General features: G+C 63.0%; 25 protein-coding genes and 1 pseudogene. 6 read left to right on the top strand and 20 right to left on the bottom strand.

From position 1 onward, the window contains the following. Positions 1–107: 107 nt before the first annotated feature. The 8 genes and pseudogenes from AC07FD_RS28260 to AC07FD_RS28225 form a co-directional block, all read right to left on the bottom strand. On the bottom strand, positions 108–1,109 hold the full coding sequence (locus AC07FD_RS28260; protein ID WP_478352552.1) for an NADP-dependent oxidoreductase: 1,002 nt from the start codon (positions 1,107–1,109) through the stop codon (positions 108–110). 58 nt (positions 1,110–1,167) lie between these two features. Beyond that, positions 1,168–1,299 (bottom strand): annotated as a pseudogene (locus AC07FD_RS28255) (alpha/beta fold hydrolase); the annotation flags it as partial. Positions 1,300–1,399: 100 nt separating this feature from the next. Next, positions 1,400–2,317, bottom strand: coding sequence for a MurR/RpiR family transcriptional regulator (locus tag AC07FD_RS28250; RefSeq protein ID WP_379019846.1), 918 nt, complete (start codon positions 2,315–2,317; stop codon positions 1,400–1,402). A gap of 14 nt (positions 2,318–2,331) precedes the next feature. Beyond that, positions 2,332–3,390 carry a C45 family autoproteolytic acyltransferase/hydolase gene (locus AC07FD_RS28245; protein ID WP_478352521.1) on the bottom strand — a complete coding sequence of 353 codons (1,059 nt, stop codon included), beginning with the start codon at positions 3,388–3,390 and terminating at the stop codon, positions 2,332–2,334. Further along, positions 3,380–4,108, bottom strand: a complete 729-nt coding sequence (gene glnQ / locus AC07FD_RS28240) for a glutamine ABC transporter ATP-binding protein GlnQ (RefSeq protein WP_478352520.1) — start codon at positions 4,106–4,108, stop codon at positions 3,380–3,382. The genes AC07FD_RS28245 and glnQ overlap by 11 nt, the downstream gene beginning before the upstream one ends. Then, a complete protein-coding gene (glnP, locus tag AC07FD_RS28235; RefSeq protein WP_478352519.1) occupies positions 4,105–4,761 on the bottom strand; it encodes a glutamine ABC transporter permease GlnP in 657 nt (218 codons plus the stop codon). Before glnP ends, glnQ begins: the two co-directional genes overlap by 4 nt. Before the next feature lie 63 nt (positions 4,762–4,824). Then, entirely contained in the window at positions 4,825–5,574 is a 750-nt protein-coding gene (gene glnH / locus AC07FD_RS28230; RefSeq protein ID WP_478352518.1) for a glutamine ABC transporter substrate-binding protein GlnH, read from the bottom strand. A gap of 164 nt (positions 5,575–5,738) precedes the next feature. Beyond that, positions 5,739–6,599, bottom strand: a complete 861-nt coding sequence (locus AC07FD_RS28225) for a beta-keto acid cleavage family enzyme (RefSeq protein ID WP_478352517.1) — start codon at positions 6,597–6,599, stop codon at positions 5,739–5,741. Between the two features lie 78 nt (positions 6,600–6,677). On the opposite strand from AC07FD_RS28225, the gene AC07FD_RS28220 reads away from it, so the two are divergent. Both AC07FD_RS28220 and AC07FD_RS28215 read left to right on the top strand, forming a co-directional pair. Beyond that, positions 6,678–7,568 (top strand): MurR/RpiR family transcriptional regulator, encoded by an 891-nt coding sequence (locus tag AC07FD_RS28220; RefSeq protein WP_478352516.1) that lies wholly within the window; start codon positions 6,678–6,680, stop codon positions 7,566–7,568. Then, positions 7,565–8,893: an aspartate aminotransferase family protein gene (locus AC07FD_RS28215; protein WP_478352515.1), complete on the top strand. Its 1,329-nt coding sequence runs from the start codon at positions 7,565–7,567 to the stop codon at positions 8,891–8,893. The genes AC07FD_RS28220 and AC07FD_RS28215 overlap by 4 nt, the downstream gene beginning before the upstream one ends. 1,107 nt (positions 8,894–10,000) lie before the next feature. On the opposite strand, the gene AC07FD_RS28210 is transcribed toward AC07FD_RS28215, so the two are convergent. Continuing rightward, positions 10,001–10,108, bottom strand: coding sequence for a DUF982 domain-containing protein (locus AC07FD_RS28210; protein ID WP_478352514.1), 108 nt, complete (start codon positions 10,106–10,108; stop codon positions 10,001–10,003). 86 nt (positions 10,109–10,194) lie between these two features. On the opposite strand from AC07FD_RS28210, the gene AC07FD_RS28205 reads away from it, so the two are divergent. Beyond that, positions 10,195–10,341 (top strand): hypothetical protein, encoded by a 147-nt coding sequence (locus AC07FD_RS28205; RefSeq protein ID WP_478352513.1) that lies wholly within the window; start codon positions 10,195–10,197, stop codon positions 10,339–10,341. A 99-nt stretch (positions 10,342–10,440) separates the two neighbouring features. Here the strand turns inward: AC07FD_RS28205 and AC07FD_RS28200 are convergent, their stop codons facing one another. From AC07FD_RS28200 to AC07FD_RS28150, 11 genes are all read right to left on the bottom strand, one after another. Beyond that, entirely contained in the window at positions 10,441–11,322 is an 882-nt protein-coding gene (locus AC07FD_RS28200; RefSeq protein WP_478352512.1) for an SMP-30/gluconolactonase/LRE family protein, read from the bottom strand. Between the two features lie 10 nt (positions 11,323–11,332). Next, positions 11,333–12,301, bottom strand: a complete 969-nt coding sequence (locus tag AC07FD_RS28195; RefSeq protein WP_478352511.1) for an ABC transporter permease — start codon at positions 12,299–12,301, stop codon at positions 11,333–11,335. Next, positions 12,298–13,275 (bottom strand): ABC transporter permease, encoded by a 978-nt coding sequence (locus AC07FD_RS28190; RefSeq protein WP_478352510.1) that lies wholly within the window; start codon positions 13,273–13,275, stop codon positions 12,298–12,300. The genes AC07FD_RS28195 and AC07FD_RS28190 overlap by 4 nt, the downstream gene beginning before the upstream one ends. 57 nt (positions 13,276–13,332) lie before the next feature. Continuing rightward, a complete protein-coding gene (locus AC07FD_RS28185) occupies positions 13,333–14,835 on the bottom strand; it encodes a sugar ABC transporter ATP-binding protein (RefSeq protein ID WP_478352509.1) in 1,503 nt (500 codons plus the stop codon). Between the two features lie 68 nt (positions 14,836–14,903). Next, positions 14,904–15,971 (bottom strand): substrate-binding domain-containing protein, encoded by a 1,068-nt coding sequence (locus tag AC07FD_RS28180; protein WP_478352508.1) that lies wholly within the window; start codon positions 15,969–15,971, stop codon positions 14,904–14,906. Between the two features lie 187 nt (positions 15,972–16,158). Next, positions 16,159–17,223 carry a sugar ABC transporter substrate-binding protein gene (locus AC07FD_RS28175; RefSeq protein WP_478352507.1) on the bottom strand — a complete coding sequence of 355 codons (1,065 nt, stop codon included), beginning with the start codon at positions 17,221–17,223 and terminating at the stop codon, positions 16,159–16,161. A gap of 243 nt (positions 17,224–17,466) precedes the next feature. Then, positions 17,467–18,237 (bottom strand): GntR family transcriptional regulator, encoded by a 771-nt coding sequence (locus AC07FD_RS28170; RefSeq protein WP_478352506.1) that lies wholly within the window; start codon positions 18,235–18,237, stop codon positions 17,467–17,469. Positions 18,238–18,319: 82 nt separating this feature from the next. Continuing rightward, a complete protein-coding gene (locus AC07FD_RS28165) occupies positions 18,320–19,030 on the bottom strand; it encodes an E3 binding domain-containing protein (RefSeq protein WP_478352505.1) in 711 nt (236 codons plus the stop codon). Beyond that, entirely contained in the window at positions 19,027–20,037 is a 1,011-nt protein-coding gene (locus AC07FD_RS28160; protein ID WP_478352504.1) for a C-terminal binding protein, read from the bottom strand. Before AC07FD_RS28160 ends, AC07FD_RS28165 begins: the two co-directional genes overlap by 4 nt. 35 nt (positions 20,038–20,072) lie before the next feature. Next, complete coding sequence (locus AC07FD_RS28155; RefSeq protein ID WP_478352503.1) at positions 20,073–22,472, bottom strand: thiamine pyrophosphate-dependent enzyme; 2,400 nt, start codon at positions 22,470–22,472, stop codon at positions 20,073–20,075. Positions 22,473–22,603: 131 nt separating this feature from the next. Continuing rightward, complete coding sequence (locus AC07FD_RS28150; RefSeq protein ID WP_478352502.1) at positions 22,604–23,824, bottom strand: mandelate racemase/muconate lactonizing enzyme family protein; 1,221 nt, start codon at positions 23,822–23,824, stop codon at positions 22,604–22,606. A 119-nt stretch (positions 23,825–23,943) separates the two neighbouring features. Between AC07FD_RS28150 and AC07FD_RS28145 the strand changes: the two genes are divergently transcribed. The 3 genes from AC07FD_RS28145 to AC07FD_RS28135 are packed head-to-tail and all read left to right on the top strand — an operon-like array spanning position 23,944 to position 26,598. After that, positions 23,944–24,738, top strand: a complete 795-nt coding sequence (locus tag AC07FD_RS28145; protein ID WP_478352501.1) for an SDR family NAD(P)-dependent oxidoreductase — start codon at positions 23,944–23,946, stop codon at positions 24,736–24,738. A 7-nt stretch (positions 24,739–24,745) separates the two neighbouring features. Continuing rightward, on the top strand, positions 24,746–25,612 hold the full coding sequence (locus AC07FD_RS28140; RefSeq protein WP_478352500.1) for a transketolase: 867 nt from the start codon (positions 24,746–24,748) through the stop codon (positions 25,610–25,612). Beyond that, a complete protein-coding gene (locus tag AC07FD_RS28135; protein ID WP_478352499.1) occupies positions 25,609–26,598 on the top strand; it encodes a transketolase family protein in 990 nt (329 codons plus the stop codon). Before AC07FD_RS28140 ends, AC07FD_RS28135 begins: the two co-directional genes overlap by 4 nt. Positions 26,599–26,606: the final 8 nt, after the last annotated feature.

Below are 26,606 nucleotides of genomic sequence, written 5' to 3'. Positions count from 1 at the left end.
ACCCTTGCTGAAAGTCGACTTCCCAAACGACTACGCTGGCCGACATGTTTGCGCCATGAGCAGATATCGAGCGAGGCCGTCTTGCGTACCTAAAAGCAAGGGAATTTCTATCTGACCTTGATGACGACCTTGCCCTTGGCACGCCCTGTTTCGACGTAAGCCAATGCCTCGTTGGTCTGTTCGAACGGGAAGACCCGATCGACAACGGGGCGTATGATTCCGGATTCGATGAGCGAGGTGATCTTGCCCAGCTGATCGCCCTGCGCCCACATGAACAGGAACGAATAGCCGACACCAGCGCGTTTGGCCTTGCTGCGTATGCCGCGGCTTAGCAGCCGCAGGACCAGCTTCAGGATTATGTTGAGCCCCTGTTTGCTGGCGAATTCAGGATCCGGCGGACCAGAAATCGAGATGAGCTTGCCGCCCGGCTTCAGCACATGCAGGGATTTCTCGAGCGTCTTCGCGTCCTGGCTGTTCAGAACGACGTCGTAGCCTTGCAGGACTTTCTCGAAATCGTCTTTCTTGTAGTCGACGACGATATCGGCGCCGAGACTTTTGACCAGCTCGGTGTTGGCCGCGCTCGCCGTCGTCGCGACCGTCGCACCGATGTGCTTGGCCAGCTGGATGGCGAAGGTTCCTACACCGCCCGAGCCAGCCTGGATGAAGACTTTCTGGCCTTTCCTGAGATTGGCCTTTTCGACCAGCACCTGCCAGGCGGTCAGCCCCACCAGCGGGATCGAGGCGGCTTCTTCCATGCTGAGGTTCTTTGGCTTCAAGGCCACGTCGGCTTCGCCCATAGCTATTGATTGCGCGAACGTCCCGACCCGGCCATCGCGGGGCCGCGCATAGACTTCGTCGCCGGGTTTGAATTTGCGAACCTTCGATCCAACCCGCACGACAATCCCCGCCACGTCATGGCCGAGGATGAAGGTCGGGCGATACGGCAGGATGGGCTTGAACTCCCCATCGCGGACCTTGGCGTCCAGAAGGTTCACGCCGGCGGCGTGGATCTCGACCAGGACATCATTGTCCAGCAGATCCGGCTCGGGCATTTCGGCAAGCCGCAGAACACCCTTCTTCTGATATTTATCGACGACAAAGGCTTTCATCATGTTCGCTTTCTGAAAATGGGTCTTGATGTCCGGCACAAGGCTGGCGCGCAAGGCGTCATGCCTCGAGGAATGACAGGGCTTTGGGTACGAACTCGGTGTGATTCTGGAAGACCCCGCCATGTCCGGCGTCCTCGTAGATCACCAGTTGCGCCCCCGGGATGCGCCGGGCGAGATAGCGGACATTGACGTGGCCACGGGTATACGGCGCGGCCATGCCATTCTACGACATTGAGGAGAGCCTGCGGAAGGTCGCGTTGCCGCAGGAGCGGACCGTGGCAAGCTGCGGGTCAACCAACCTCTATGTTCATCTCGGCAATCAGACGTTCGCGCCCGGCCAGCGAGTTCAGCGCCTTGTCGCCCAGCTCCCTGGCAACGAGGTTGAGCAGTGCCTCGCAAAAAACGACATAGGCGCCCATGCTGTTCGAATAGAAGCTGCTGGTGTGCGGGATGAAGAAGGCGTGCGCGGCCGGAGGCACAAGGGGGGAGGACCGGGAATCAGTGATCGCGATCACGGTCTGGCCATTAGCCGCCGCGATGCGGGCAACCTCGGCGACGCTGCGCGTATAAGGGGCACAACTGGCGACGATGACGACGTCGCCCGGGTCGAGTTGCGACAGTGCTTCGGCGACACCGAGCCGCGGCGCGTCGAGCAGCGCGACGTCGGACCGCACCATGCCCAGGCAATAGGTGAGAAAGCTCGCCAGCGAATGGAACTGGCGCACGCCGTGGACGCGCACGCGGCGCGCGCTGGCCAGCAGCCTGGTCGCGCCCTGCAGCGAAACGCCATCCAGTTGGCCGAGGAAGCCATCGACATTCGCCGCCGTTTCGCGCGCCAGGCGCTCGAAGACATCGACCTCAGCATTGCCGACGGACCGCGTCGCCAAAAGCCGTCCGGCCTGGCGGCTGTAGAAATACTGCTGGTCGTTGGCGATCGCTTTGCGAAAGACGGCCTGGAAATCGCTGAAGCCTTCAAAACCGAGACGTTTCGCCAGCCTGGTCAGGGTCGAGGGATTGATGCCGAACTGATTTGCCAGTTCCGAAATCGAACGGACCGCCGACTGCTCGGGGGCCTCCACCAGCTTGGCGAACACGTCATGCGCCTTCGAGCCGAGCGAAAAACCGGCCTCGTCGCGGCCGACCGAGAGCGCCAGCGCCCTCAGATCCTCGATGGTGCGCGGCGGCTCTGCAACGGGTTCCTCTGGCATCGCACCGTTCCTGTTCACGTCGCGACAGGTACCAGCCCATCCCGCATTTCGAAGCGAGCCGCTTCATACGGCCTATCGTAGACAGACCATTCGACCTTGTCAGCCCCGATGCGGAAGACGGCGCTCGCCAGCGTGTTCTCTATATCGCCGTCATCCGGGTCGGTGCGGTAGATCGGCAGTTCCGGGTCGGCCGCGTCCCACAATATGCCGACAGCACAATTCTGCGGATCCGGCTGCGGCGTTTGAGCCAGCAATACCTCGCCCCGCCGCTGGCGTGCGCCAGATGATCCGGTGACGACCTGTGACACGCGTCCGGTGTCGGCGTGGATGAGATGGTTGGAATGGATGCGCGGCGCTTCAACGCGATCGACGGAGAGCGCCTGGGCGGTGAACTCGACACTGAGCAGCCGCTCGTCTCCCGCCTGGGCCAGGGTCAGGTGAAAGGCGCCGGCGCGCGGCACCGATTTGAGCAGGGCCACCGCAGCGCCCAGATCGGGCGCGTCGAGGATCGCGCGGGTCAGCACCATGCGCGGCGTGCCGCTGCCGCCGGCCAGCGGCCTCAGGTTGTTGACGGTCTGGACCAGCCCCGCCGACGTCGCGGCAAAGGTGTGCCCCGGCAGCGAGCCGGGATAGACGAATGCCGTGAATGGGCTGCCGCCTTCGCAGATCACATGAGCCAGGGCACAATGGCCGGCAAAGTCCGGATCGCCATCCTCATTGTGCCCGACGACATGCGGAGAGCCCGGCAGTTGCACGGTCGTGCAGCCATCCGGCGCCATCGCCCAGATGTCGCCGCGGCAGTTCCACAGGAAGACATCATCGAACGGCAGCTCCAGCCCGGCGGCAAGACCTTGCAACTCGGCCCAGCAGCGCGGAAACCTCTCCCGGACGATCGTCGCCATCAGGCCGATGCGCGGATCGGCGCGGCGCGCCGTCAGTTCGCGCCAAGCCGCGGAGTGGCGGAAATGGTCCTGCAGCGCCACGCGACCAAAGCGCCCGAGGGCCGCGCCGACATCATGCGGCGAGCCCTCGATATCGATGAAGGAAAGCCGGCGGCCGGCGTCAGGCGACATGCTGCAGAAACTCTTTCAAGCGCGGGTTTTGCGGGTTTTCGAGCAGCTCCCGCGGCGGACCGTCGACGGCGATCTTGCCGCCCTCCATGAAAATCAGCCTGGTTCCGACCTTGCGGGCGAAGGCCATCTCGTGGGTGACCACGATCATGGTCATGCCTTCCTCGGCCAGCGCCTGCATGACGCGCAGTACTTCATGCCTGAGTTCGGGGTCAAGCGCCGACGTCGGCTCGTCGAACAGCATCAGCTTCGGCTTGACCGCCAGCGCCCGCGCAATGGCGACGCGTTGCTGCTGGCCACCGGACAGCTCGCTCGGATAATGGTTCGCCCGGTCGGCGAGCCCAACCTTGGCCAGTATCGCCAGCGCCTGGCTGCGCGCCTCCTGCCTTGTTTCGCCGCGCACGCGGTGCGGGCCGAAGGCAACATTCTGCAGCGCCGTCATCTGCGGAAACAGATTGAACTGCTGGAAGACCATGCCGGCTTCCTGGCGGATCAGGCGGACCATGCGGCCGCTGCCCTTGACGCTGATGCCGTCGACGATGAGATCGCCGCCATTGATCTCCTCCAGCGCATTGATGCAGCGCAGCAGCGTCGACTTGCCGGACCCAGACGGGCCGATGAGAACGACCTTCTCGCCCGGCTCGATCGACAGATCGACCTCGTCGAGGATCGTGACCTGACCGAAGCGCTTGGTGACCTTCTTGAACTCCACGATGCTCACAGGATGCGCATCCTCTTTTCGGTCACTCTGAGGATCAGCGTCAGCACCCCGGTCATGATCAGATAGAGCAACGCCACGGCGGACCAGATTTCGACGGCGCGGAAGTTGGCCGCCATGATTTCCTGGCCTTGCCGGGTGAGTTCGCCGACACCGATGACGATGAAGAGCGACGTATCCTTTAGGCTGACGATGAACTGGTTGCCGAGCGCCGGGATCATGCGGCGGAAGGCGAGCGGGCCGATGATGTAGACAAGCACCTTCCAGAACGGCAGGCCGAGCGCCAGCCCGGCTTCCCGCAATCCCTTATGGATGGAGAGGAACGTGCCGCGCACGATTTCGGCGATATAGGCGCCGGCATTGACGACGATCGCGATGATGGCCGCCGCCAGGGGATTGATCCGGATGTCGGCGAGGATCGGCAAGGCGAAATAGATGAACATCACCTGCACGATGATCGGCGTGCCGCGGATGATCTCGACATAGACGAAGGCGATGGCGTTGAGGACGACATTGCCATAGGCGCGCGCCAGCCCGGCGGCGAAGCCGATGACCAGCCCGCCGGCGAGGCCGGCCAGCGCGATCAGCACGGTGAGGCGGGCGCCTTTGAGAAGTTCCGGCAGGGCCTGCCAGATGACCGACCAATCAAAATCCATGGGACGCTTTCCCTTCGAGGAAAGCACGCCGGCCATGCCGGCGTGCTGGGGAACCCTGGGGGATCAGCTCTTCGGCGGCTCGGTGCCGAACCACTTCTTGTAGATGGCGGTGTAGGTGCCGTCGCCCTTCAGCTTGGTCAGCGAGGCGTTGACCTTGGCGACAAGTTCGCTGCCCTTCGGGAAGGCCATGCCATATTGCTGGGCCATCATCTGCGGACCGACGGTCTTCACTTTTCCCTGACCGTTGGTCTTGATGTAGTAGAGTACATTCGGGGTGTCGTGCATGGCGGCGTCGGCGCGACCAGTCGCGACTTCGAGATAGGCGTTGTCGCTGTTCGGGAACAGGCGCAGTTCCGTGCCCTTGAAGTTCTCCTTGGCGTAGTCGGTCGCCGACGTGCCGGTCTTGACCGCAAGCGTCTTGCCGACGAGATCCTCCGGACCTTTGATCGAGCTGTCGATCGGCACCATCAGCAGGAAGCCGCTGTCGTAGTAGCCGTCCGAAAAATCGATGACCTTCTTGCGCTCATCCTTGATGGTGATGCCGGCAAGCCCGACGTCGACCTGCTTGGTCTGCAGCGCCGGGATGATACCGTTGAAGTCCATCGGCTGCAGCGTGTAGGTGACGCCGATATCCTTTGCGACGGCATCCCACAGGTCGATGTCGAAGCCGACATATTTGTCGCCCTCCTTGAACTCGAACGGGACGAAAGCGGTGTCCGTCGCCACGATCAGGTCGTCGGCACGGGCCGGCTGGCCAAGCAGAAGCGTTGCCGCGACAGCGGCAGCGGTGAGACTTGCAAATGCGAACTTCATGTCCGGGTTCCCCTTTTTTGTTGGAATTTGCGTTGGGAACCGTAACACCGTCGCAATCGTCTCGCAAATCTAAAATGCATGTTTATATCACATGCATTTGATATTTGCGTATCGGGCCGACGATCGGGAACGCTTGATCCAAGGGCGAAATGAAATCCGATGCGCTAGATATCAGCCCAATGGCCGCGCAACGTGTCAGCGTCGGCGGTCGCCAGCCCGCAGGCTTCGACAGCCCGTTTCGTGGCCGCGACCAGATCCTGGTTGCCGGAGGCCAGCGTGCCGTCGGGCAGGGAAAGATTGTTCTCGAAGCCGACCCGCGCATCCCCGCCAAACAGCGCCGCAGACGTGACGCACGCCGTCTCGTGTCGGCCGAAGGCGCAGACCATCCAGTGCCTGAAGGCCGCAGCCTCCGGAGCCAGAAATGGCAACAGATCGCCGGGCCGGGAGGTCTGCCCGACCGTGTAGCGGCCGAGCACATAGAGCACCGGCGGGTTCTCGAATGGGATCATGCCGCGTTGCGCGAGCGCCCTGAGGTAGGACGCCTCGGCGGCGGAGTAGAGGATGATCTGCGGCGTGACTTGCTCCGCGCGCAGCCAGTCGAGGAACGAGGCGAAGGCAGCCTCATGTGTTTCGTCGGGCACAAACTCGCGCAATGCCAGCGAAACGGCTTCGGGACGCACCTCGCGCACCACCTGCATCTGTTGTTCGGGTGCGTAGAGGCCAAGCGCCTCGCTGGTGATCTGGATGACCAGCCTTTCGCCGACTCGAGCCTTGATCGCTGCGATCGCTGCCCGATAGGCTTCGGCATCCAGCAGGTGGCGCCCGTCGCGGTCGCGGACATGAACATGGATCATGGCGGCGCCGGCATCGCGCGACGCGGCGGCCACATCCGCCAACTCATCGGGCATGATCGGCAAGGCGGGATGATCGGCCTTGGTGCGCCTGCCGCCGTTTGGCGCCACGGCGATCGCGACAGGATCGGAACGCCCGGAAACAGACCGCCCTTGCTTCGCTCCGTCCTGCATGAATGCTCCATTTGTAGCTCTATTGCATATTTTGCAACATATATTGCACGATCTGGCGATCGCGTCTATGGTCGCGGAATGATCCGCGCGCCGCTCACCGATGCCATTGTCGAGGTTTTCGACGCCTTGCCCTCGCAGCTTCAGGGTGCCGCCCGCTATCTCCTCGACAATCCCGAGGATGTCGCGCTGCTGTCGATGCGTGAACAGGCGCGCCGTGCCGGGCTGCAGCCCTGGACGATGGTGCGCCTTGCAAAGCGGCTCGGCTTTGACGGCTACGAGCCGCTGCGCTCGCTTTACGCCAACGCCATGCGGCAGGGCGAGCTCGGCTTTGCCGGCAAGGCCGGCACGCAACTGGCGCACCAGCAAGAGGTCGGCGACCGGGCATTGGCGGCCGAAATGATAAAGTCGTTGTCCGGTCAGATCGCCGAGCTTGGCGAACCGGAGCGGCTCGACACGCTTGCCCAGGCAGCCGAACGGCTTCACGCGGCGCGTCGGATATTCTGCCTTGGACTGCGCTCCAGCCATCCGGTCGTCGCGCATTTCGGCTACGTCATGTCCTTCCTCGGCGAGAAGGCGGTGATGCTGGATGGCGCATCAGGAACCGGCACCGACGCCATCCGCCTGGCGACTCCCGAGGACGTCCTGTTTGTGGCCAGCGTCGCGCCCTATACGAGGCTCACCGTCGATCTTGCCCGCCGCGCCGCCGCCACCGGCGTGCCGGTCGTCGCGCTCACCGACAGCGTCGTCTCCCCGCTCGTCGGCCTGGCAACGCTGTCGGTGCTGGTCCCGACGGAAAGTCCGTCCTTCTTTCACACCATGGCGCCCGCTTTCGTCATCGGCGAGGTCCTCGCAGCGTTGATAGCAGGCAAGGGCGGGAAATCGGCGCTTGCCGCTATCCGCCGCACCGAAGATCAGCTGTCCCAACTCGACATCCACATCTCGCCGCCGCGCGGCCGGAGGAAAGCATGACCCATATCCTGCACCGCCAGATTCACGTCTCGCTTCCCGTAGCCAGTGGCGGCAAGGGCATCGAGCTCTTCGACAGTAATGGGCGCGGCTATATCGACGCATCCGGCGGCGCCGCGGTTTCATGCCTCGGCCATGGCCATCCCGATATCCTCGCCGCCATGCACAGCCAAGCCGACAAGCTGGCCTATGCGCATACCAGCTTCTTCACCAGCGACGTCGCCGAAGCCCTGGCCGACCGCCTCATCGCCGATGCGCCGGCCGGTATCAGCCATTGCTATTTCGTCTCCGGAGGTTCGGAAGCGGTCGAGGCGGCGCTCAAGATGGCTCGGCAGTATTTCGTCGAGATCGGCCAGCCGCAGCGCCGCAACATCATCGCGCGACGGCAAAGCTACCACGGCAACACGCTCGGCGCACTGGCAACCGGCGGCAACGAATGGCGCCGCGCCCAGTTCCGGCCGCTGCTCATCGAGACGCACCACATAGATCCATGCTTCGCCTATCGCTTCCAGCAAGCCGGCGAGACCGACGTGGACTATGCCGCTCGCGCGGCGCAGGCGCTGGAGGACAAGATCGTCGAACTCGGGCCTGAGACGGTCATGGCCTTCGTTGCCGAAACGGTCGTCGGCGCCACCGCTGGCGCCGTGCCGCCGGTCGCGGATTATCTGCGCCGCATCCGCGACATCTGCGATCGCCATGGCGTTCTCCTGATCCTCGACGAGGTCATGTGCGGCATGGGCCGCACCGGAACGCTGCATGCCTGCGAGCAGGATGGTGTTGCCCCTGATCTGATGACGATCGCCAAAGGGCTGGGCGGCGGCTATCAGCCGATCGGCGCGGTTCTGCTGAGCCAGAAGATATTCGACGCGTTCTCGAATGGCTCGGGGCTCTTCCAGCACGGCCACACCTATATCAGCCATCCCATGGCTTGCGCCGCGGCACTTGCCGTTCAGGAGGTCATTGCCCGCGACAAGCTGCTTGAGAATGTGAGAGCCATGGGAGCGCATCTGGCGCGCCGGCTCGGCGAGCGTTTCGGCAATCATCCCAATGTCGGCGATATCAGGGGTCGCGGGCTGTTCATGGGGGTCGAACTGGTCGAGGACCGTTCGACCAAACAGCCTTTCGATCCAAAGCGAAAGCTGCATGCGCGCATCAAGAAGGCGGCCATGGCGCACGGCCTTCTCGTCTATCCCATGGGAGGCACGATAGATGGGGTCAACGGCGACCATGTGCTTCTGGCCCCGCCATTCATCTGTGACGCGCCGGTGATCGACGCGATCGTCGAACGCCTCGACGACGCCATCGCAGAGGCGTTGCAGCTATGCTGAAGTTGGCGAGCGCCAACGCCAGGCTTGTACGCGCATAAGCGCGCGCGCCATGACATCGCACCAACTCGCTCTTTCGGGCGCCGGGTTCTTGCCGATGACCTAACCCCTCGTCGCTGTCCAGGTTAACGTCCGCTTCCTGGAACACGATAGACACCGGTGGACGTTGTCTTCAAGGCGCGAACCAGACCTCTAGCAATGGAACCGCGAACGTCGCTTTTGGGTGAAACTTTCCCGTTCCTCATCGGCCTTTGCAGCACCGAGACAAGTCCCTCACGCCCAACACCGTAGAAAATATCGCAGGATTTCCGAACGGGGGGAAAGGCGGTAGCGCTCTCCCGCTACCAACCCCCGACTCCAGTAACTTCATCACCATCCGATTTGCAGGTCGCGGGCGCATAATACCGCATTAGCCTGATGCAGCCCTTCCATCCGCGATCAACGTCCGCTTAGGCAGAAGGCATGTCGATTTCATGGGCTTTGTAGAAGGGCGGATCCGTGAAACGGTGCGCGCCAACGCCCTTGCCAATCACGCCTCAGCGGATCGAACGTGCGCTCGATCGCGTTGCCGAGATCACACGACCTGACTATCCGGCTGATTTCACGTCTCCCGTTCGCCGACCAAGTCGACCTCGAGCTTTTCACGTCAGGCTTCAGAAAGGCCGGTTTTCCCGCGTGAACGCACCTTCGGGAGGCTGTGTTCCAGATCGATCGGGCGTCCAAGTTTGCGAAATCGCTGGGTGGGCAAGAGCAAGCGTAGACCACCTACGGGACTTAGTCCGAGCTGCCGCCCCGCGAGCGTCAATCGAAAGCAATCGAACAGGCTGACCGCTTTCGAGGCTTGGCGCGCGTCACGCCACCTTCGTCATCGCTTTCCACTGAAAAATGCGGCAGGACGATTGCCTGACGCATGCGCTGAATCACCGGCCGCAACTGGCTGCCGCCCTTGCGCTTTGCCAGCCAGGCCAAATGCCCGGTGATTGTGCCTAAGCTCAATCGACTGTCACGTGACGTGGCCTTTATCGCCGGGCTGACCGGAAGATTGAAGCCCTTCCGGCCAAGGCGTCTGTCGCAGTGGTTTTGCGTGGGTCGGGACGGAAAACTCTACCTCTAGCGCAGTATGTCGGCTTCGATGGCTGCATTGACGAACGCCGCACGGGCCGCTCGCGCGTCTTTTAGCCCTTCCAGTGCCGCCAGGCAGGCCTTTCGGGCGACCATGTGTTTTTGGCCTGTGACCGCTGGCAACCGATCTTGAAGAGCGTGTTAGCCGATTTTCCCAGCGCGACCTGTACGGGCTTATCGAAATGCTGATCGTGCATGCCGCCTCCTCCCACAATCTGTCTTGGCCGGTCATCCGATCGATCGATGATGCGGTGATGCTCGCAGATGATCAAACCTTCCGCGGCAACCAACGGCGCAACGTTAAGCTGGATCGAGCTTTGGTCGAATAGCGCTATCTTCACCAAACTGAATCAGGGTGGGCAATCGCGCCACAGGCATGGCTTACAAGCCGGAAGCCTCACGCGATGTCTCCAGCATAAGGCTGGACGCTAGCCCCTGAATGCCGGCAGGGTCAGCCCCTTTATGCCGGCATCAATCGCAAACAGGCCACCCGGATTCTTCTGGCCGACGAAGTGGCTGGCTGGGCGCTTGAGCACGGCTGACGTGACATAGAGGATATCAAGATCCTTGCCGCCGAATTCGCAGCAGGTCGGCAGATCCGTTGGCAGCAACACGGTCTGCATCAGCTTGCCTTGCGGATCGTAGCGGCAGACCTTGCTCGTTACCGGTATCGTCACCCAGTAGCAGCCTTCCGCATCGACGGTGGCGCCGTCGGCAAGGCCGCCGGTCACGGTCATGTCGATGAAAGTGCGACGATTCTGGATGTCGCCGGTGGCGGGATCGAAATCATAGGCCCACACTGCGCCGCCATGGCTGTCGGAGAAATACATGGTCCTTGAATCAGGGCTCCAGGCCAGCCCGTTGGAACAGCCTATGCCATCGATCATCTTGTGCACCGAAAGGTCGGGATCGAGCCGGTAGAGGGCGCCAATATACTCGATCGGCTTGCCCGGCGCCTCAAACATCGAGCCCGACCAGAAACGCCCCTGACGGTCAGGCTTGCCGTCGTTGAAGCGGGTGTTCGGCATATGCGCTTCCGGATCGACGATCGCCTCGAACCTGCCGGTCGCTGGATCGAAGAAATGGAAGCCGCTGGTCATCGTCAGCACCAGGCCACCCTTTTCGCGCAGGCCAAGGCAGCCGAGATACTCCGGCGCCTCGAACACGTCGTCCTTGCCGGTCGAGGGATCGTAGCGGTGGATCAGCTTTTTCCAGATGTCGATCCACCAGAGAACGCCGGCCTTGGGGTCCCATAACGTGCCTTCCCCTAGTTCGGCATTTGCATCGACGACACAGGTGATCTCGACCATCTCCGACCCCTTAGCCCTTGTTTGCTCGCAACCTGCCACCGAGACCGGTGAACGTTTCGCTGCCGATAGACACAGTGACCAGGATGACCGCGCCATAGACGATGAGCAGCGCCCCGCTCGACAGATTGAGCGCCGGCAACAGACCCGTGAGAATGGTGAGCACCATTGCGCCGGCAACCGTCCCGAGATAGTGGCCGCTGCCGCCGAGGATCGAGGCTCCGCCGATGGCCACCGCCGCTATCGAGGTGAAGAGATAGGCGTCGCCCATGCCGAGATAGGCTTGACCTGAATAGCCGGTCAGCAGCATGCCCGCGAAAGCGGCGGTGAGACCTGAGATCACATAAGTCAGGATGGTGGTGCGCGCGGTCGGCACGCCGGAGAATTCGGCGACTGTGGCGCTGGTGCCGAGTGCATAGAGATGGCGGCCGAATGCCGCCTTGGAAAGCAGCAGGCTCGCCACCAGGGTCAGCACGATCCAGATCAGCGCGATGACCGGGAAGACGCCTACGCGCCCGACTGAGAGGAACTGGATCAAGGCCGGCGCCGAGGGCGTCGGCGAGCCCCCGGTCAGCACAAGGATCAGGCCTTGCAGGATAACGTTGGTGGCAAGAGTCATGATAATTGGCGGCACGCCAAAATGGGCGACCCCGACACCATTGATCAGCCCGATGAAGGCGCCGCCGGCGAGCAGCAGGGGCATGACCCAGATCAGCGGCAAGTCCTGGCCACCGCACAACAATGCCATGATGATGGCCGCGGAGTTGAGCACCCATGGCACCGACAGGTCAATGCCGGCGCCGATGATGACGAAGGTCTGGCCGAGCGCGACGATGCCGACAAAGGCCGCCAATATGACTGTCGAACGCATGTTGGAGACGGAAAGAAAACCGGGCGAGAACAGCGCCGTGACCAGAAGCAGCACGACCATGCCCGCATAGGCGAGAACGATCAGCCGATTGCGGTCCAGGAAGGCGCTCATTGGACGCGGCCCCTTGCGGCTTTTTCCGCGACGGAACTCGCCAGCACCGAGAGCAGCAGGATGACGCCGGAGGCGACCGGCTGCCAGTAGCTCGACACATGCAGCACAAAAACCAGGTTGCCAATCAAAGTCAGCACGAAGGCGCCGATCAGCGTGCCGGCGAGATGCCCGCGCCCGCCGAACAGGCTGACGCCGCCGATAACCGCCGCCGCGACCGACGGCAGGATGTAGTCCTTGCCAATGGTCGGGGAGCCGGCGCCGGTCTGCGTCGTCAGGTAGAGCGCGGCGGCTGCTGCAAACAGGCCGGAGAGGCCATAGGTGATGACATTGACCCTGGTGACCGAGACACCCGACAGGAAGGCGGATTTCTCGTTGGAGCCGGTCGCCTGGATGGTCACGCCGACACGTGTGGCGCGAAACCACAGCCAGAACAGCAAGAGGCCGACCAGCATCCAGACCGGGCTGGTCAGCCCGAACAGTTGCGCGGAGCTGAGGCCCACCCACCAGGCGGGCACGCTGCCACCGTCCGTCGGCAGGATGATCATGGCGATGCCGTTGAGGATCGACCAGGTGGCCAGCGTGACGAGGAAAGGCTGCAGCTTCAGCAGTGAGATCAGCACGCCATTGAGCGCGCCGATCAGGAAGCCGAGCACCAGAATGACGATCAGCCAAAAGGCGACGGTCGACGGATCGTCGGTAAAGCGTGTTGCCGCAATGACGGTGCCGAGGCTGATCATCCCGCCAATCGAAAGATCGATGCCACCACGTACCAGAACGATGGTCTGGCCTGTCGCGGCTAGCATCAGAGTCATCGCCGCCGCAGTATCGAGGTTAAGCTCATCCAGCGTGAAGACACCGGTTTGCAGACTGCCATAGATGACAATGATGAGCCCCAGCATCAGGCAAGCGACGAGGAACGGCGCGCGGTCCAGAGCGCGGCCACGCCAGTCAATTCCGGGCTTGGCTGAATTCATTTCGGCGGCCCTCTGCGCCATTTCCACAGGTTTCTCTGCGACGGATATCACCATGCCTCAGGCAGCCTCGCTTTCAAGCATGGCGGCACGTAAAATGCCTTCTTCCGAGATGCGCTCGCCCTCAAGTGTTGTGGCGACACGGCCGTTGCGCATGACCAGTACGCGATCCGCGACATGAACGAGCTCCGGCATGTCGCTGGAATGGAACAGGATCGCATAGCCCTTGGCCGCCAGATCGCGCATCAGCTGGAAAATCTCGCCCTTGGTCCCGACATCGACGCCTCGTGTCGGATCGTAAAGCAAGAGCACGCGTGCCTCGGTCAAAAGCATCTTGCCGAAGATCACCTTCTGCTGGTTGCCGCCGGACAGCGTACCGGCAAGCTGTTCGGGCGTGCCGGCCTTGATACGCAGAAAGTCGACCATTTCCTTGACCAAGGCCGCTTCCTTTTGCCGGCTTAGCAGCCCGTTCTCCGTAAAACGCTTGATGACCGACAGGGTCAAGTTCTCGCGCACGCTCTTTGTCAGGAGCAGCCCCTGCCCGCGCCGGTCCTCCGGCACCAACGCGATGCCGCCCTTGCCGCTCAGTGCCTGGCGCGGATTGGCGATCGAGACGGGCTTGCCCCAGAGTTCGACGGCACCGCTGGCTTTGGTGGCACCGAACAGCGCCTGAAACAGTTCGCGCTGGCCGTGGCCCTGGAGGCCGCCGACGCCAAGCACTTCGCCCTCCCGCAAGGCGAAGTCGACACCGGAGAGCCGGCTGCCGCTTGAAAACCCCTTGACCTTGAGTGCGATACGATCGGTTACCGTCGCAATGCGCTCGGGATAGAGCCGGTCGAGGTGCCGGCCGATCATTTGAGTGACAATCTCGTTGTCGGACACCGCATTGGCCTCGTGCGCGGCGATGGTGCTGCCATTGCGGAAAATGGTCAGCCGGTCGGCGATGGCGCGAACCTCGGCCATGCGGTGCGAGATGAAGATGATCAGCCTGCCCTCGGCGGCGAGTTGCCGGGTGAGCTTGAGCAGCCAATCGGCTTCGCGCGCCGGTAACGCCGAGGTCGCCTCATCGAGAATCAGGATGCGCGGGTCCTTGGCCAGGCCCTTGGCGATCTCGACTATCTGCCGCTCGGCAAGTGTCAACCGTCGCACCTCCTGCTCTGGCCGCAGTGCCGGGAAATTGTAACTGTCGAGCAGCGCGACGGTTTTGCGGCGCATCTCGCCGCGATCTATGGTGCGCAGAAATGTCCTCGGCTCGTGGCGGAACCAGATGTTCTGCTCGACGCTGAGATCGGGGATCAACGACAGTTCCTGGAAGACAGCGGCGATGCCGCGCGCCTGAGCTGCATCTGGATTGGCGGGGCGATAATCCTGACCGTCGACCAGGATCGAGCCGCCATCATGCCGGACCGCGCCCGACAGGATCTGGATGAAGGTGCTTTTGCCGGCACCGTTCTCGCCGAGCAACGCGTGCACTTCGCCGGCGCGGGCACTGAATGTCGCTTCGCTCAGGGCAACGATGCCGCCATAGCGTTTGGACAAGCCTTTGACGGTGACGAGGTCCATGGATGCGCCTTCGAAAAGCTCTCCCGGCATCTTGCGATGCCGGGAGACAGGGTCGTGGTGACAGGATGTTACTTGCTGCCTGCGGCTTCCGCAGCGGTGATCTCGACCCAGTCAGGCGTAATTGGCAGCGTCAGGCCGGGCGCCTGATCGGGGAAGGCATTTTCGCCAACCGCGATCTTGATCATCTTGGTGCCCGGATAGAGCTTGGACTCGAAGGGATCGGTGGTGACGAAGTCACCCTTGACCGAGACGGAGCGCTCCGCCGGCTTCTTGCCGGTGTCGAGAATGTCGACCGCCAGCTTGATCGCTTCCGACGAGAGATAGGCCGGGTTGGAGCCGAGGATGCACTTGGCGCCTTGCGTCTGCGCACAGGTGAGAGCAGCTACGTTGTATGAGAAGCCGACGACCGGGACGATCGGCCGGCCGGCATCCTTCAACGCCTGGATGGCGCCGGAACCATAGCCCTGTGTCATGACGCCGTCGATCTTCGGATTGGCGGCAAGCAGTGCCGCGACGCCCGACTGCTCCGGTCCGAGGGCGTAATTGCCGTTGTAGTAGCCTACGACCTTGATGTCGGGATATTTGGCCAGCACCTTCTCATAGCCTTGCTGCAACTGTGCGGAGATCGGCGCGCCGGCAAGGCCGCGGTCGAGGATGATATTGCCCTTGCCGCCAAGCTGGGTGGCCATCCACTCGGCCATGACGGAGGGAATACGGTCCCAATCGGATGCGACGGCAAACGCGCAGGGCTCGGTCACCACCTGGTCGAAGCTGATGACGACGATGCCGGCGTCGCAGGCCTTCTTGATGGTGGGGTTCAGCGCAGAGTCCGAACCGGCATCGACGAGGATGGCGTCGGGTTTCTGGCGGATAATGTTATTCAGCGAATTAATCTGTGCCTGAACGGTGTTCTCGACATTTTCGATCTTGAGGTCGACACGGCCTTTCAGCGGCCCCTTGTTCACCGAAACGGTGGCCACGCGCTCCATCTGCTGGCGCCAGTCATTGCCAACGAAATTGTTGGACAGGTAGATGGTGTAGGGCTTCTTGTCCTCGGCATGGCTCGGAGCCGTGCCGACGGCGATCGCCGACAGGGCGAGGCCCGTCAATCCAGCGCAAATTGTCTTCAGTTTCATGATTTCTCCTCCTTGCGTTTCCCGCATCAGCCGGTGACGGACTTTGCCATCTTGGTGGGCGCTGCCAGCAAATTGATACCGGTACCAATGCGCCTTGTCAATTTAAGTCAAGGCGCGCTGGAGAGGCTCAAGGCAACCGTTTTCGACGATCCGGGCCAGTGTCTGGGCACTCGCCTCGAAGCAACGATCATTTCGAGCCGGCGGCCTCGGCAGGGGTGATTTCCACCCAGTCCGGGCTGACCGGAAGAAACAGGCCGGGAGCCATGTCCGGGAAGGCATTCTTGCCGATCTCGATCTTCTGCATGGTCGCGTCGGGATACAATTCCGAGGGCACCGGATCGGTGGTGAGGAAGGCGTTGCGCAGCAGAATCTTCTTCTCAGCCGGCTTCTTGCCGTCGAGGATTTCCACCGCGAGCTTCATGGCTTCAGCCGAGAGATAGGCAGGATTGGGCGCTAGAATACATTGGGCGCCTTCGGTCTGCACACAGGTCGTCGTCGTCAGATTGAACGGGCTGCCGGTGATGGGGACGATGGGGCGACCCGCATCCTGCAATGCCTTGATTGCGCCGGCACCGTAGCCCTGGACAAAGATCGCGTCGACCTGTGGATGGGCGGCCAGCAAACTGGCGACGCCAGCCTGCTCGGGTCCGAGCGCATAGTCGCCGTTGAAGTAGCCAACCACTTCGATGCCAGGATATTTCTTGATGACCTCTTCGAAGCCACCCTGCAGCTGCGCCGAAATCGGAGCGCCGGCCAATCCACGGTCAACCAGGATCTTGCCCTTGCCGCCGAGTTTCTTGACCAGCCACTCGGCTTCGACGCGCGGCGCGCGACCCCAGTCCGACTCCATCGTATAGGCACACGGGGCGCTGACGATCTGGTCGAATGCAACGACCACAATGCCGGCATCGCAGGCCTTCTGGATCGTCGGGTTCAGCGCTTCTCCCGAGCCGGCATCGATCAGTATGGCGTCCGGCTTGTTGCGGATAATATTGTTCAGCGAATTGATCTGCGCCTGGACCGTGGTCTCAACCACCTCGACCTTGAGGTCGACGCGACCGGCTAGAGGCGGCTTCTTCACCGCTATGTCAGCACTGCGCAGCATCTGCTGACGCCAGTCGTTGCCGACGAAATTGTTGGACAGATAGATTGTGTAGGGCTTCTTGTCAGCAGCATGGCTCGGAACTGTGCCGACTGACAGAAGCGTCGTCGCGATCGCCGCAAGCCCGGCGAAAAATGCGCTTGCTTTCATGATTTCCTCCTCCCATTTATGTTGTCGGCCGCGTGAACGCCGCCGCCTATAAAGTGCCTTTCAGGCACCACCCCCTTACGGACAGATCAGGCATTGCTCGACATCGAATGTGGCCGCGGATCCACGTGCGATCGTGGTTTTGAGCAGCCCGCATCCCAGCTATGGTGCTATTATAATTTTATAAAGCTGTCCATGGCTGGCAACTGGAAATCAGCGCGATCAGTTGCCCCGATCGATGCTCTTCTAAGCCAGGTCGTTTGGCGCGTCGTAACTGATGCTGAACAGATCGGCTGGATGCCTCGCCATGGTGAACTCGACGCTCTGCTGGTCGGCCGACTGGTAAAGCATTTCCACGGTGAGGATCGCACTGCCGAGGGCGAGGCCGAGATCCGCCGCGATCACCTCGTCGGCGATTTCGGCACGAACCGTCACATGCGCTACATCGAGGCGCAGCCCGAGATGCCGCTGCAGAGAACGGAAGATGAGCACATCGGAAAAATCCTCGCGCTTCAGCTTAGCGCCGACAGCGGGTGGGAAATAGCTGGTGATCTGCGCCTTCTTCTGCTCACCAACCGAGAGGATGCCACGCAGGCAATAGCCGGCTTCGTCCTTGCCGAGGCCAAAATGCCGCTGCAGCAGCGAAGACACCTCCTTGCGATAGGATTTTACCGTGAGCTGCGCATCCTTGGTGAAGGCAGCCATGTCGGCGAAGTTCTTGAACTTCCAGCTCAGATTGACCGATGGATTGCGTGCTGTGACCACCGCTGGTTTCGCTGAACGTTTCCTGATCAGGCCGTCGGCCTCGAGATCGCGCAACGCCCGGCGTACGGTGATGAGGCTGACGCCATAATGCTCGGCGATCATCGCTTCCTTGGGTAACTCACCGCCAACCGGGAACGTCCCGTTGCTGATCGGCTCGCGCAATATGTCGGCCAGTTGCCGGTAAAGCGGCCCATTCACGCGGCCGAGCGTGCGCCTGGGAAGACTGTCGATGGTGGGAACGGAGTGGTCCATGAGCCTCGTCGCGCCTGTGTCGAAGCTTTTATAATAGCTTCCGCCGCTCGAGGCTAGGCAAGGTGCACCGCGAATAGCGGCCTCATACGAAGAGCCGAAGCGGGTTTTCCATCGCGGATTTCAGTGTGGCCAGCCACGCCGCGGCCGCCGCCTCATCAACGCTTGCTGCATCCGCCGTGAGCAGGCATTCGGCATGATCGCCCGCAGTGCTGAGCGAAACCGTCAGGCGCATCGCGCGATATGGCAGCAGCGGCATCATCAGCGGGCGGATCCCAGTTGCCGGCAGCAGCCGCAAGGACAGAGCGGCCGGTGTTTCCGCGTCGTTGCGGTTGTCGGCCAGAGCCGCGAGTCGCATGGCGCGCAACGACGTCAGGGGCATGCCCGAAACGTTCGCGAAAATTGCTTGCCGGCCCGTCAACTCCAGTGCCAGCGATGCGTCGCCAATCGCAGCGGCATCCGGTATTTCGGCTAATGTCCGACCTGCCGCTCGCAGCACAATGTCGTCGATATCGAACGTCTTTCCGACGCTCTCCAGCCCGGTGAGCAAGTCCCGCAAAGCGCCCAACGCGATCGATGCGGCAAAGGCTGTGAAGCGGGGCGCGGCAGCGGGGGCGACCACAGTCGTCGGATCCACAGGCGCTGCGGCCGGAACGAAGCCCAGCACGTCGGCGGCCAGGATACGGCCGCCCGGACCGCTGCCGCGAAGGTCTTCGAGTGGCAGTGCGCGTTGACGCGCCAGGCGGCGCGCATAGGGCGAAACAGCCAGCCGTGTGTTTGCCACCGCATTTGTCATTTCAGATATTCGGCATTGACGCAGTTGGTGAGCCTGCCGTCGGCAAGGTAGGCATGCACGACCTCGATCGATTTGAGGCGCAGGTCGCGCATCGAGGCTGGGCTGTAGAAAGCCGCATGAGGGGAGACGATCATCCGGCTGGCGATCCACGACTCGCGGTGCTGCCACGCCGCCAGAAGCGGATGGTCGAGATCGCCGGGTTCGCTCGGCAGCACATCGAGGCCTGCTCCCGCGATGGTGCCCTTGCGCATCGCCACTTCCAGCGCATCGAGATCAACGATCGGGCCGCGCGCGGTGTTGACGAGGACAAGGCCAGGCTTGGCGGCCGCGAAGGCTTCGGCCCCAAGCAGCTTCCGGGTCTCTTCGCTCAGCGGCGTGTGAATGCTGACCACGTCCGACCCCTCCATCAGCTCAACCAGCGAATGGACGCGTTCATAGCCAGTCGACAGGTCAACGCCGGACAAGAGATGCGGATCGAAGAACACCACCTTCATGTCGAAGGCTGCGGCGCGGCGTGCCGTGGCAAGCCCGATGCGGCCGAGTCCGACAATGCCGAAGGTCGCGCCTTTGTGCCGGCGCACCAGCGGCGCCTTTGAGAAATGCCAGCCTTCGGCGCCGTTGCCGGAAAGCTCCGCCCCATAGGCGGACGTGCCACGCGTCAGCGCCAGCATCAGGGCGATGGCGTGGTCGGCGACCTCGGTGGTGCCATAGTCCGGAACGTTGCAAGCCGGAATTTTGCGGGCTCCCCAGCCCACTGCGTCGATGTTATCGAAGCCGACACCGGAGCGCACCGCGATCCTGGCGTTTGGAAACTCAGTCGGGGCCGCCGCTACATTGTGGGTTGGCGAATAGTTGATGACGGCGTCGACTGTCTGGCATACGGCCGGATCGAGCGCGGCGGCCTGGTCGTTGGTCGAGCGGGCGAGGATGAGCTCGATGTCCGGATAGTGCTCGCGCTCAAGTTCGGCATCATCAGCGGCCTGCCAGTTGGCGCACAGGATCTTCATTCTAGTCCTTCGGATTTTCATATGGGAACAGATGACTATTTCTTGATGCCGCCAATGCGGCCGCCCATCGGCACCACGGCGCCGACCGGCTGGTCGATTGCGCTGAGCGTGCCGGCGATCGGGGCCTCGATCTCGACCACGGCCTTGTCGGTTTCGATCTCGGCGATCAGTTCGCCTTCCTTGACCGCGTCGCCGACTGCCTTCAGCCATTTGATGACGGTGCCTTCGCTGACGGTGAGATCTCCGAACGGCATCGTAACCGGCTCATCATCGCCGGCGGCGGCAATGGTCGTTGGGGCCGGAGCGGCCGGTTGCGGCTTCGGCGGGGCCGGCGCGGGTTTGGCAGGCGGGGCGCTCGTCAGGCCGACCGTGTACCAATGATCCGGCACCGGCGGCTTGCCGGCGATGACGTCGCGCACGCCCTGCGCGATGCGGGGCGCGTCGACCAGCATGGCGCGCTCCAGCACCGGCGCGAAGGGATGCGAGGTCGGCGCCGTGTGCAGCCGACCGGGCGGGGCGTCGAGCTCGTCGAAGGCGAGTTCGTTGATGGCTTGTGCTATTTCGCCGCCAAGGCCGCACATGGCCCAGGCTTCGTCGACGATGAGCAGCCGGTGGGTCTTGCGCACGCTGGCGACAATGGTCTCGATATCGAGCGGCATGATCGTGCGTGGATCGATCACTTCGACTTCGACGCCTTCAGCAGCCAGCGCTTCGGCGGCCTCTAGTGCTCGTTGCACCATCTGGCCGGCGGCGACAATTGTGATGTCGGTGCCGGCGCGGGCAATCCGCGCCACGCCGAACGGCACAAAATGCTCGCCGACCGGAACCTCACCCTTGGAAGCAAACAGCGCCTTGGGTTCGAGCATGATGACCGGGTCGCCTGCCCTGAGCGCCGTCTTCATCAGGCCCTTTGCATCCGCCGGAGTTGACGGCACGCAGACGATGAGGCCCGGCATATGGGCGAAGACCGGATGATAGATGCCGCTGTGGTGCGGGCCTGAACTGCGCAAGGCGCCGGCGCCGACCCGCACCACCATCGGCGCGCTCATGAGGCCGCTTGTCATGTAGCGGAGCTTGGCAGCCTGCAGGAAAATCTGCCCGGCGGTCTCGAAGGCGAAATCGGCGAACATAAGGTCCGAAACGGTGCGGGCACCGGTGGCCGAGGCGCCGACGGCGGCGGCGGTAAAACCCTGTTCGGAAATCGGCGTGTCGACCATGCGCCCGGCGCCGAACTCCTGCCAGAGATTCTTGGTGTGGGCGAAGCTGCCGCCACGCTCTCCGGTTCCCTCGCCGAAGTAGAGGATAGCGGGATTGGCGCGCATCTCTTCGGCAATACCGTCGCGCACCGCCTCCAGCCAGCCTTGCGTACGCATCTCGGAGACCGCGCGCGGCAACAAGGCAGAGGGCGGATTGATCGGATCGGCAAAGACATGCAGCCGCACCGTTGCCGGATCCGGCTCGGACGAATTGCGGGCGAAGGCCAGTGCTTCCTCGACCACCTTCTCGACCCGGGTTTCGATGGCCGCAAGCGTCTCGGCGTCGGCGACGCCGTACTCCTCGATCAGCCGCTTGCGGAACATGTCGATCGGGTCGCGCTTGATCCAGGCATCGAGCTCCTCTTGCGTCCTGTAGGTGCCGATGACCGGGTCGCCCTCATGATGACCGACGGTGCGGTATGTCTTGGCTTCGATCAGCGTCGGACCCTTGCCGGAACGGGCACGCTCGGTTGCTTCCTTCATGGCGAGCCAGACGGCGAAGACGTCGTTGCCGTCGACAGCTACCCCGGGCATGCCGTAGGAGGCGGCCTTGGTGGCGATCTCGGGATTGAGCGTGATGGATTTGAGCGGCGTCGCGGTGGCGTAGAGATTGTTCTCGCAGATGAAGACCGCCGGCGCATCCTGGACCGCAGCAAAGTTGAGCGCCTCGTGGAAGCCGCCATGATTGGCCGCACCGTCGCCGAAGAAGGCTACGCCGATATCGTCCCGCCCCTGTTGGCGGGCACTCATGCCGATACCGACGGCATGACCGATGCCAGCCGCGACGATGCCATTGGTTCCGAACAGCCCGACCGAGCGGTCGTAGAGATGCATGGTGCCGCCCCGGCCGCCGCAGATGCCGTCGGCCTTGCCGAACAGTTCGGCCATGACACGGCCGGGATTGGCGCCCTTTGCCAGCGCGTGGCCGTGGCCGCGATGGGTCGAGGTTACCCAGTCGGTCGGACGCAGATGCGCGCAGACGCCGACGCCGGTCGCCTCCTCGCCGATATAGAGGTGCAGGAAGCCTGGTGTCTCGCCCTTGCGGCAAGCGATCTGGGCGATGCTTTCGAAGCGGCGCAGCAGTACCATGCGTTCGAAAAGGTCGAGCAGGATTTTCCGGTCGGGCAGATTTGGCGCACCCTTGAAGTCCTCGCGTGCGCGCGCCGCAGAAATTGCCACCAGAGCCTCCCTGAAACCGTCTCGCGCCAGGCGGCGGAGCGCCGGCGGCGAGCTTGTTGGTCGCTCGCTTCGGTAGATAATAGATTATAATAGCATAATGTCTACTGACTCTGGATGGAGCCGCGTCGAGGCTAGATTTTCGTGATCCTCGAAGTGGCATCGGGCCGGTGGAACAGCTCCGGCCGTAAGCTGAGACCCAGCCCTGGCCCTTCGAGCGGCGCGACATGACCGTCCGCGACAGGCGGGATATCGGCGACGATCTCGGTGTACCAGCCGGTGAAATAGGCGCGCACCGCTTCCTGGTAGTTGGCGTTCGGCAAGGTCGCCGACAATGCGCAACTGGCGGCATAGACAATCGGCCCGGTACAGTCGTGCAGGGTCACCGGCAGCTCGCTGGCTTCGGCCATGTTGGCGATCTTGCGTGCCTCGCTGATGCCGCCGCACCAGGCGAGGTCGATCATGATCACCGAGGCAGCGCGTTTGTCGATCAGTTGCTTGAACATTTGCCGCGAGGCCAGTCGCTCGCTGGCCGCGATTGGTATCGAGGTGCGGCGCGCAAGTTCCGCCATCGCGTCGAGTTCGTTGTAGCGGATCGGTTCCTCCAGCCAGGCGACATCGTAGGGCTTCAGCGCCTCGGCGATGCGCAGTACCGGCGGCAAGGTCCACAGCCCATGCAACTCGACCATAATCTCCATGTCACGGCCGACGGCGTCACGAATCTTCTGAAAGGGTTCCAGCGCCTTGTCGAGGTCGGCAAGCGAAATGCGGGTGCCGTTCGAGGCCTCGGCGGCGATGTCGAACGGCCATATCTTCATCGCCCCGATGCCTTCGGATTTCAGGCTCCTGGCGAGATCGCCGGCATTGTAGCGCCAGGCCAGCAGGTCATCGTACGGGCCTTCGTTCGAATCGCCTGATTTGAGCGACCAATCTTCGCCACGCTCGAACAAGGCGTTCTTCTTTGAAGCGCGCACATGTTTGTAGCCGGCGCAAGTGTTATAGATCGGTACGGTCTTATGGGTGCGGCCGCCGAGCAGCCGCCAGACCGGCTCGCCGAGCGCCCGGCCGTAAATATCCCATAGCGCGATGTTGACGGCGGAGTTACCGCGCACCTCGGCGCCGGAATCGCGCGCGCCGACATAGACGCTGCCTAGCGTGCGGTCGTGCAGCTCGATGTTGCGCGGGTCCTTGCCCAGGAGATAGGCGGCGACATTGTCGTGGATGTAGGAGGCGACCGGACCCGGCGCCCAGAAGGTCTCGCCGGTGCCGATGATGCCGGCATCGGTGTGGACGCGCAGCCAGAACAGGAACGGAAACTCCGCCAGCTGCAGCGTTTCGAGCGCGACGATTTTCATTTTTCCTCCCCGGCTCCAGCCCAACCTAATCGGTCGGCGGACAATAGCACAACCCCGTTGACAGCCTTTTATGGTACCGGTATCAAACGCGTCAAGATGGCCACCGGGAGGGTGATCGCTTGCCTGGCGAAAATCACGATACCACACCACCCAGGGCCCTCGTCACGGGAGCTGCCGGCGGGCTTGGCCGCGAGGTGGCAATCCAGCTCGCACGGCGCGGTTGCGCAGTTGCCGTTGCCGATATCAACGCGGAAGGAACCGGCGAGACCGCCCGGCGGATCAGGGAAGCCGGCGGCGACGCCGAGACGATCGTTGGCGACTTTACGCTGGAAGGCGCGCCAGAGGCCGCCGTCGCCAAAGTGGTCGCACGCTGGGGCGGCATCGACATTCTCGTCAACAACGCCGGCTATGGGGTGATCGAGCCATTCCTCGACGCAACCTTCAAGGCCTGGACGCGCACGCTGGCGCTCAACGTCACCGCACTTGCCATGGCCTGCAAGGCGGCGGGCCGTGTGATGCGCGACCAGCGTTCGGGCCGCATCGTCAACATCACCTCGCCTGGCTCGCGTATGGCGCTGCCTGACTATACCGCCTACACGGCGAGCAAGGCTGGCGTCGATTCCATCACCCGAGCCGCTGCGGTCGCGCTCGCGCCCTACGGTGTTCTGGTCAACAGCCTGGCTCCGGGCATGATGGATACCGAGATGCAGCGCTCCACCGAGGCTGACCTTGCCCGCGCCAATGGCCGCAACGATCTGCAGGCCTTTCTCGACGAGCGAACGCGCCGCATCCCGCTCGGGCGCCGCGCAGAGATTTCAGAGGTCGCTGAAGCGGTGGTGTGGCTCTGCCTAGACGCCCCGAAATACATGACCGCCGAACGGCTCAACATGTCCGGCGGGCTCGACAAGGACTAGGAACAGGATGCTTCGGAATTCTCCACCCGGCAACGCCGATATCGGCGCACTGGAACGTCGGGCCGCACATTTGCGCCGACACATGCTGACCATGGCGCGCGGTCAGGGCCAGGGTTATATCGGCCAGGGCCTCGGCATCGCCGATACGCTGGCCGCGCTTTATTTCCACGAACTGCGATACGACCCGCACAATCTCGGCTGGGCCGATCGCGACCGATTCCTTTTGTCCACCGGGCACTATTCCATCGCTCTGTGGGCGGCGCTCGCCGAGGCCGGCATCATCCCGGTCGAGGAGCTGGTGACATATGGCGCCGACAACAGCCGACTGGAAATGTCGACGCTCGACACAACCCCCGGCGTCGAGATGATCGGCGGCTCACTCGGCCATGGCCTGGGCCAAGGTGTCGGTCAGGCGCTCGGGCTGCGTGTCGACCGTTCCGACGCGCGCGTCTTCGTCGAACTGTCTGATGGCGAGATGCAGGAGGGCTCGACCTGGGAGGCGGCCATGTCGGCCAGCCATTTCAAACTCGATGGTCTGGTGGCGCTGATCGATTGCAACGGCATCCAGGCCGACGGACCCATGGTGCTCGACATGGAACCTGTAGCCGGCAAATGGCGCGCCTTCGGCTGGGAGACGTTCGAGATCGACGGCAACGACATGACGGCCGTGGTCGGCGCACTGGGCGATGCCCGCAACCGCAACGGCAGGCCCAAGGCGATCGTGCTGCGCACTTTGCCCGGCAAGGGCGTGCCGCGCATTGAGGCCAGCGAGAAGTCGCACTTCTTCCGCATCGATATGGCGCAATGGGACGGCATCATCGCCGAGTTCGACAAAAGTGCCGAAGCAAAGCCCGGCGAGGGAACACAACAATGAGCGGCGCAAGGCTGGAGGCCGGACGCACCCTGGCCATGGGTCAGGACGAGGCCGTTGGCGGCGGCCGGCAGAGCGTGGAAGCGCCGTTCGGCCGCGCGCTGGCAAGGCTTGGCCAGAGCCGGCCCGACATTGTCGGGCTGACCGCCGACCTCGGCAAATACACCGACATCCACCCGTTCCGCGACGCCTTTCCGGACCGCTTTTTCAATGTCGGCATGGCCGAACAGAATCTCGTCGCCGTCGCCGCCGGGCTGGCCCGCACCGGCAAGGTGCCGTTCGCAACGACGTATGGCGTGTTCGCGACCCGGCGCGCCTTTGATTTCGTCGCCATCGCGCTCGCCCACTCGAACCTCAACGTCAAAATCGTTGCCGGCCTGCCTGGACTGACGACCGGTTATGGCGGCACGCATCAGGCGATCGAGGATCTGGCGCTGATGCGCATGATTCCCGGCCTCACCATCATCGATCCCTGCGATGCGACCGAGATCGACGCGGCCACCGTGTTAATCGCCGAGCATCATGGGCCGGTCTACATGCGGCTGCTGCGCGGCAGCGTGCCAGCGGTATTCGAAGCCGGCTACACCTTCGAGATCGGCAAGGCGCGGCGGCTTCGCGAAGGCGCGGATGTCGGCATTATCTCGACCGGCTTCATGACCGAGCGGGCGCTGGACGCGGCCGACGCTTTGCGCAAACAGGGCATTTCCGCCGGCGTGCTGCATGTGCCGACCATAAAACCGTTCGACGCCGAGGCGGTGGCCGAATTTGCCGGTTCGGTTGGCCGTGTCGTGACGGCGGAAAACCATGTCGTGGTCGGCGGGTTAGCTAGCCTTGTCGTCGAGACCCTGTTCGATGCGGGCATAACGAAGAAAGTGACGCGCATCGGCCTGCCCGACCTCTACATCGAATGCGGCGCGGTGCCGACCTTGCAAACGAAGTATGGCCTGACCACCGAGGCCGTCGTCGCCACGATCGCCGCTTTGAGCTAGGGTTTCGC

This window comes from Mesorhizobium waitakense (assembly GCF_056431085.1).
The sequence above is the reverse complement of the archived record's forward strand: the minus strand, read 5'-3'. Positions and strand labels throughout refer to the sequence as shown.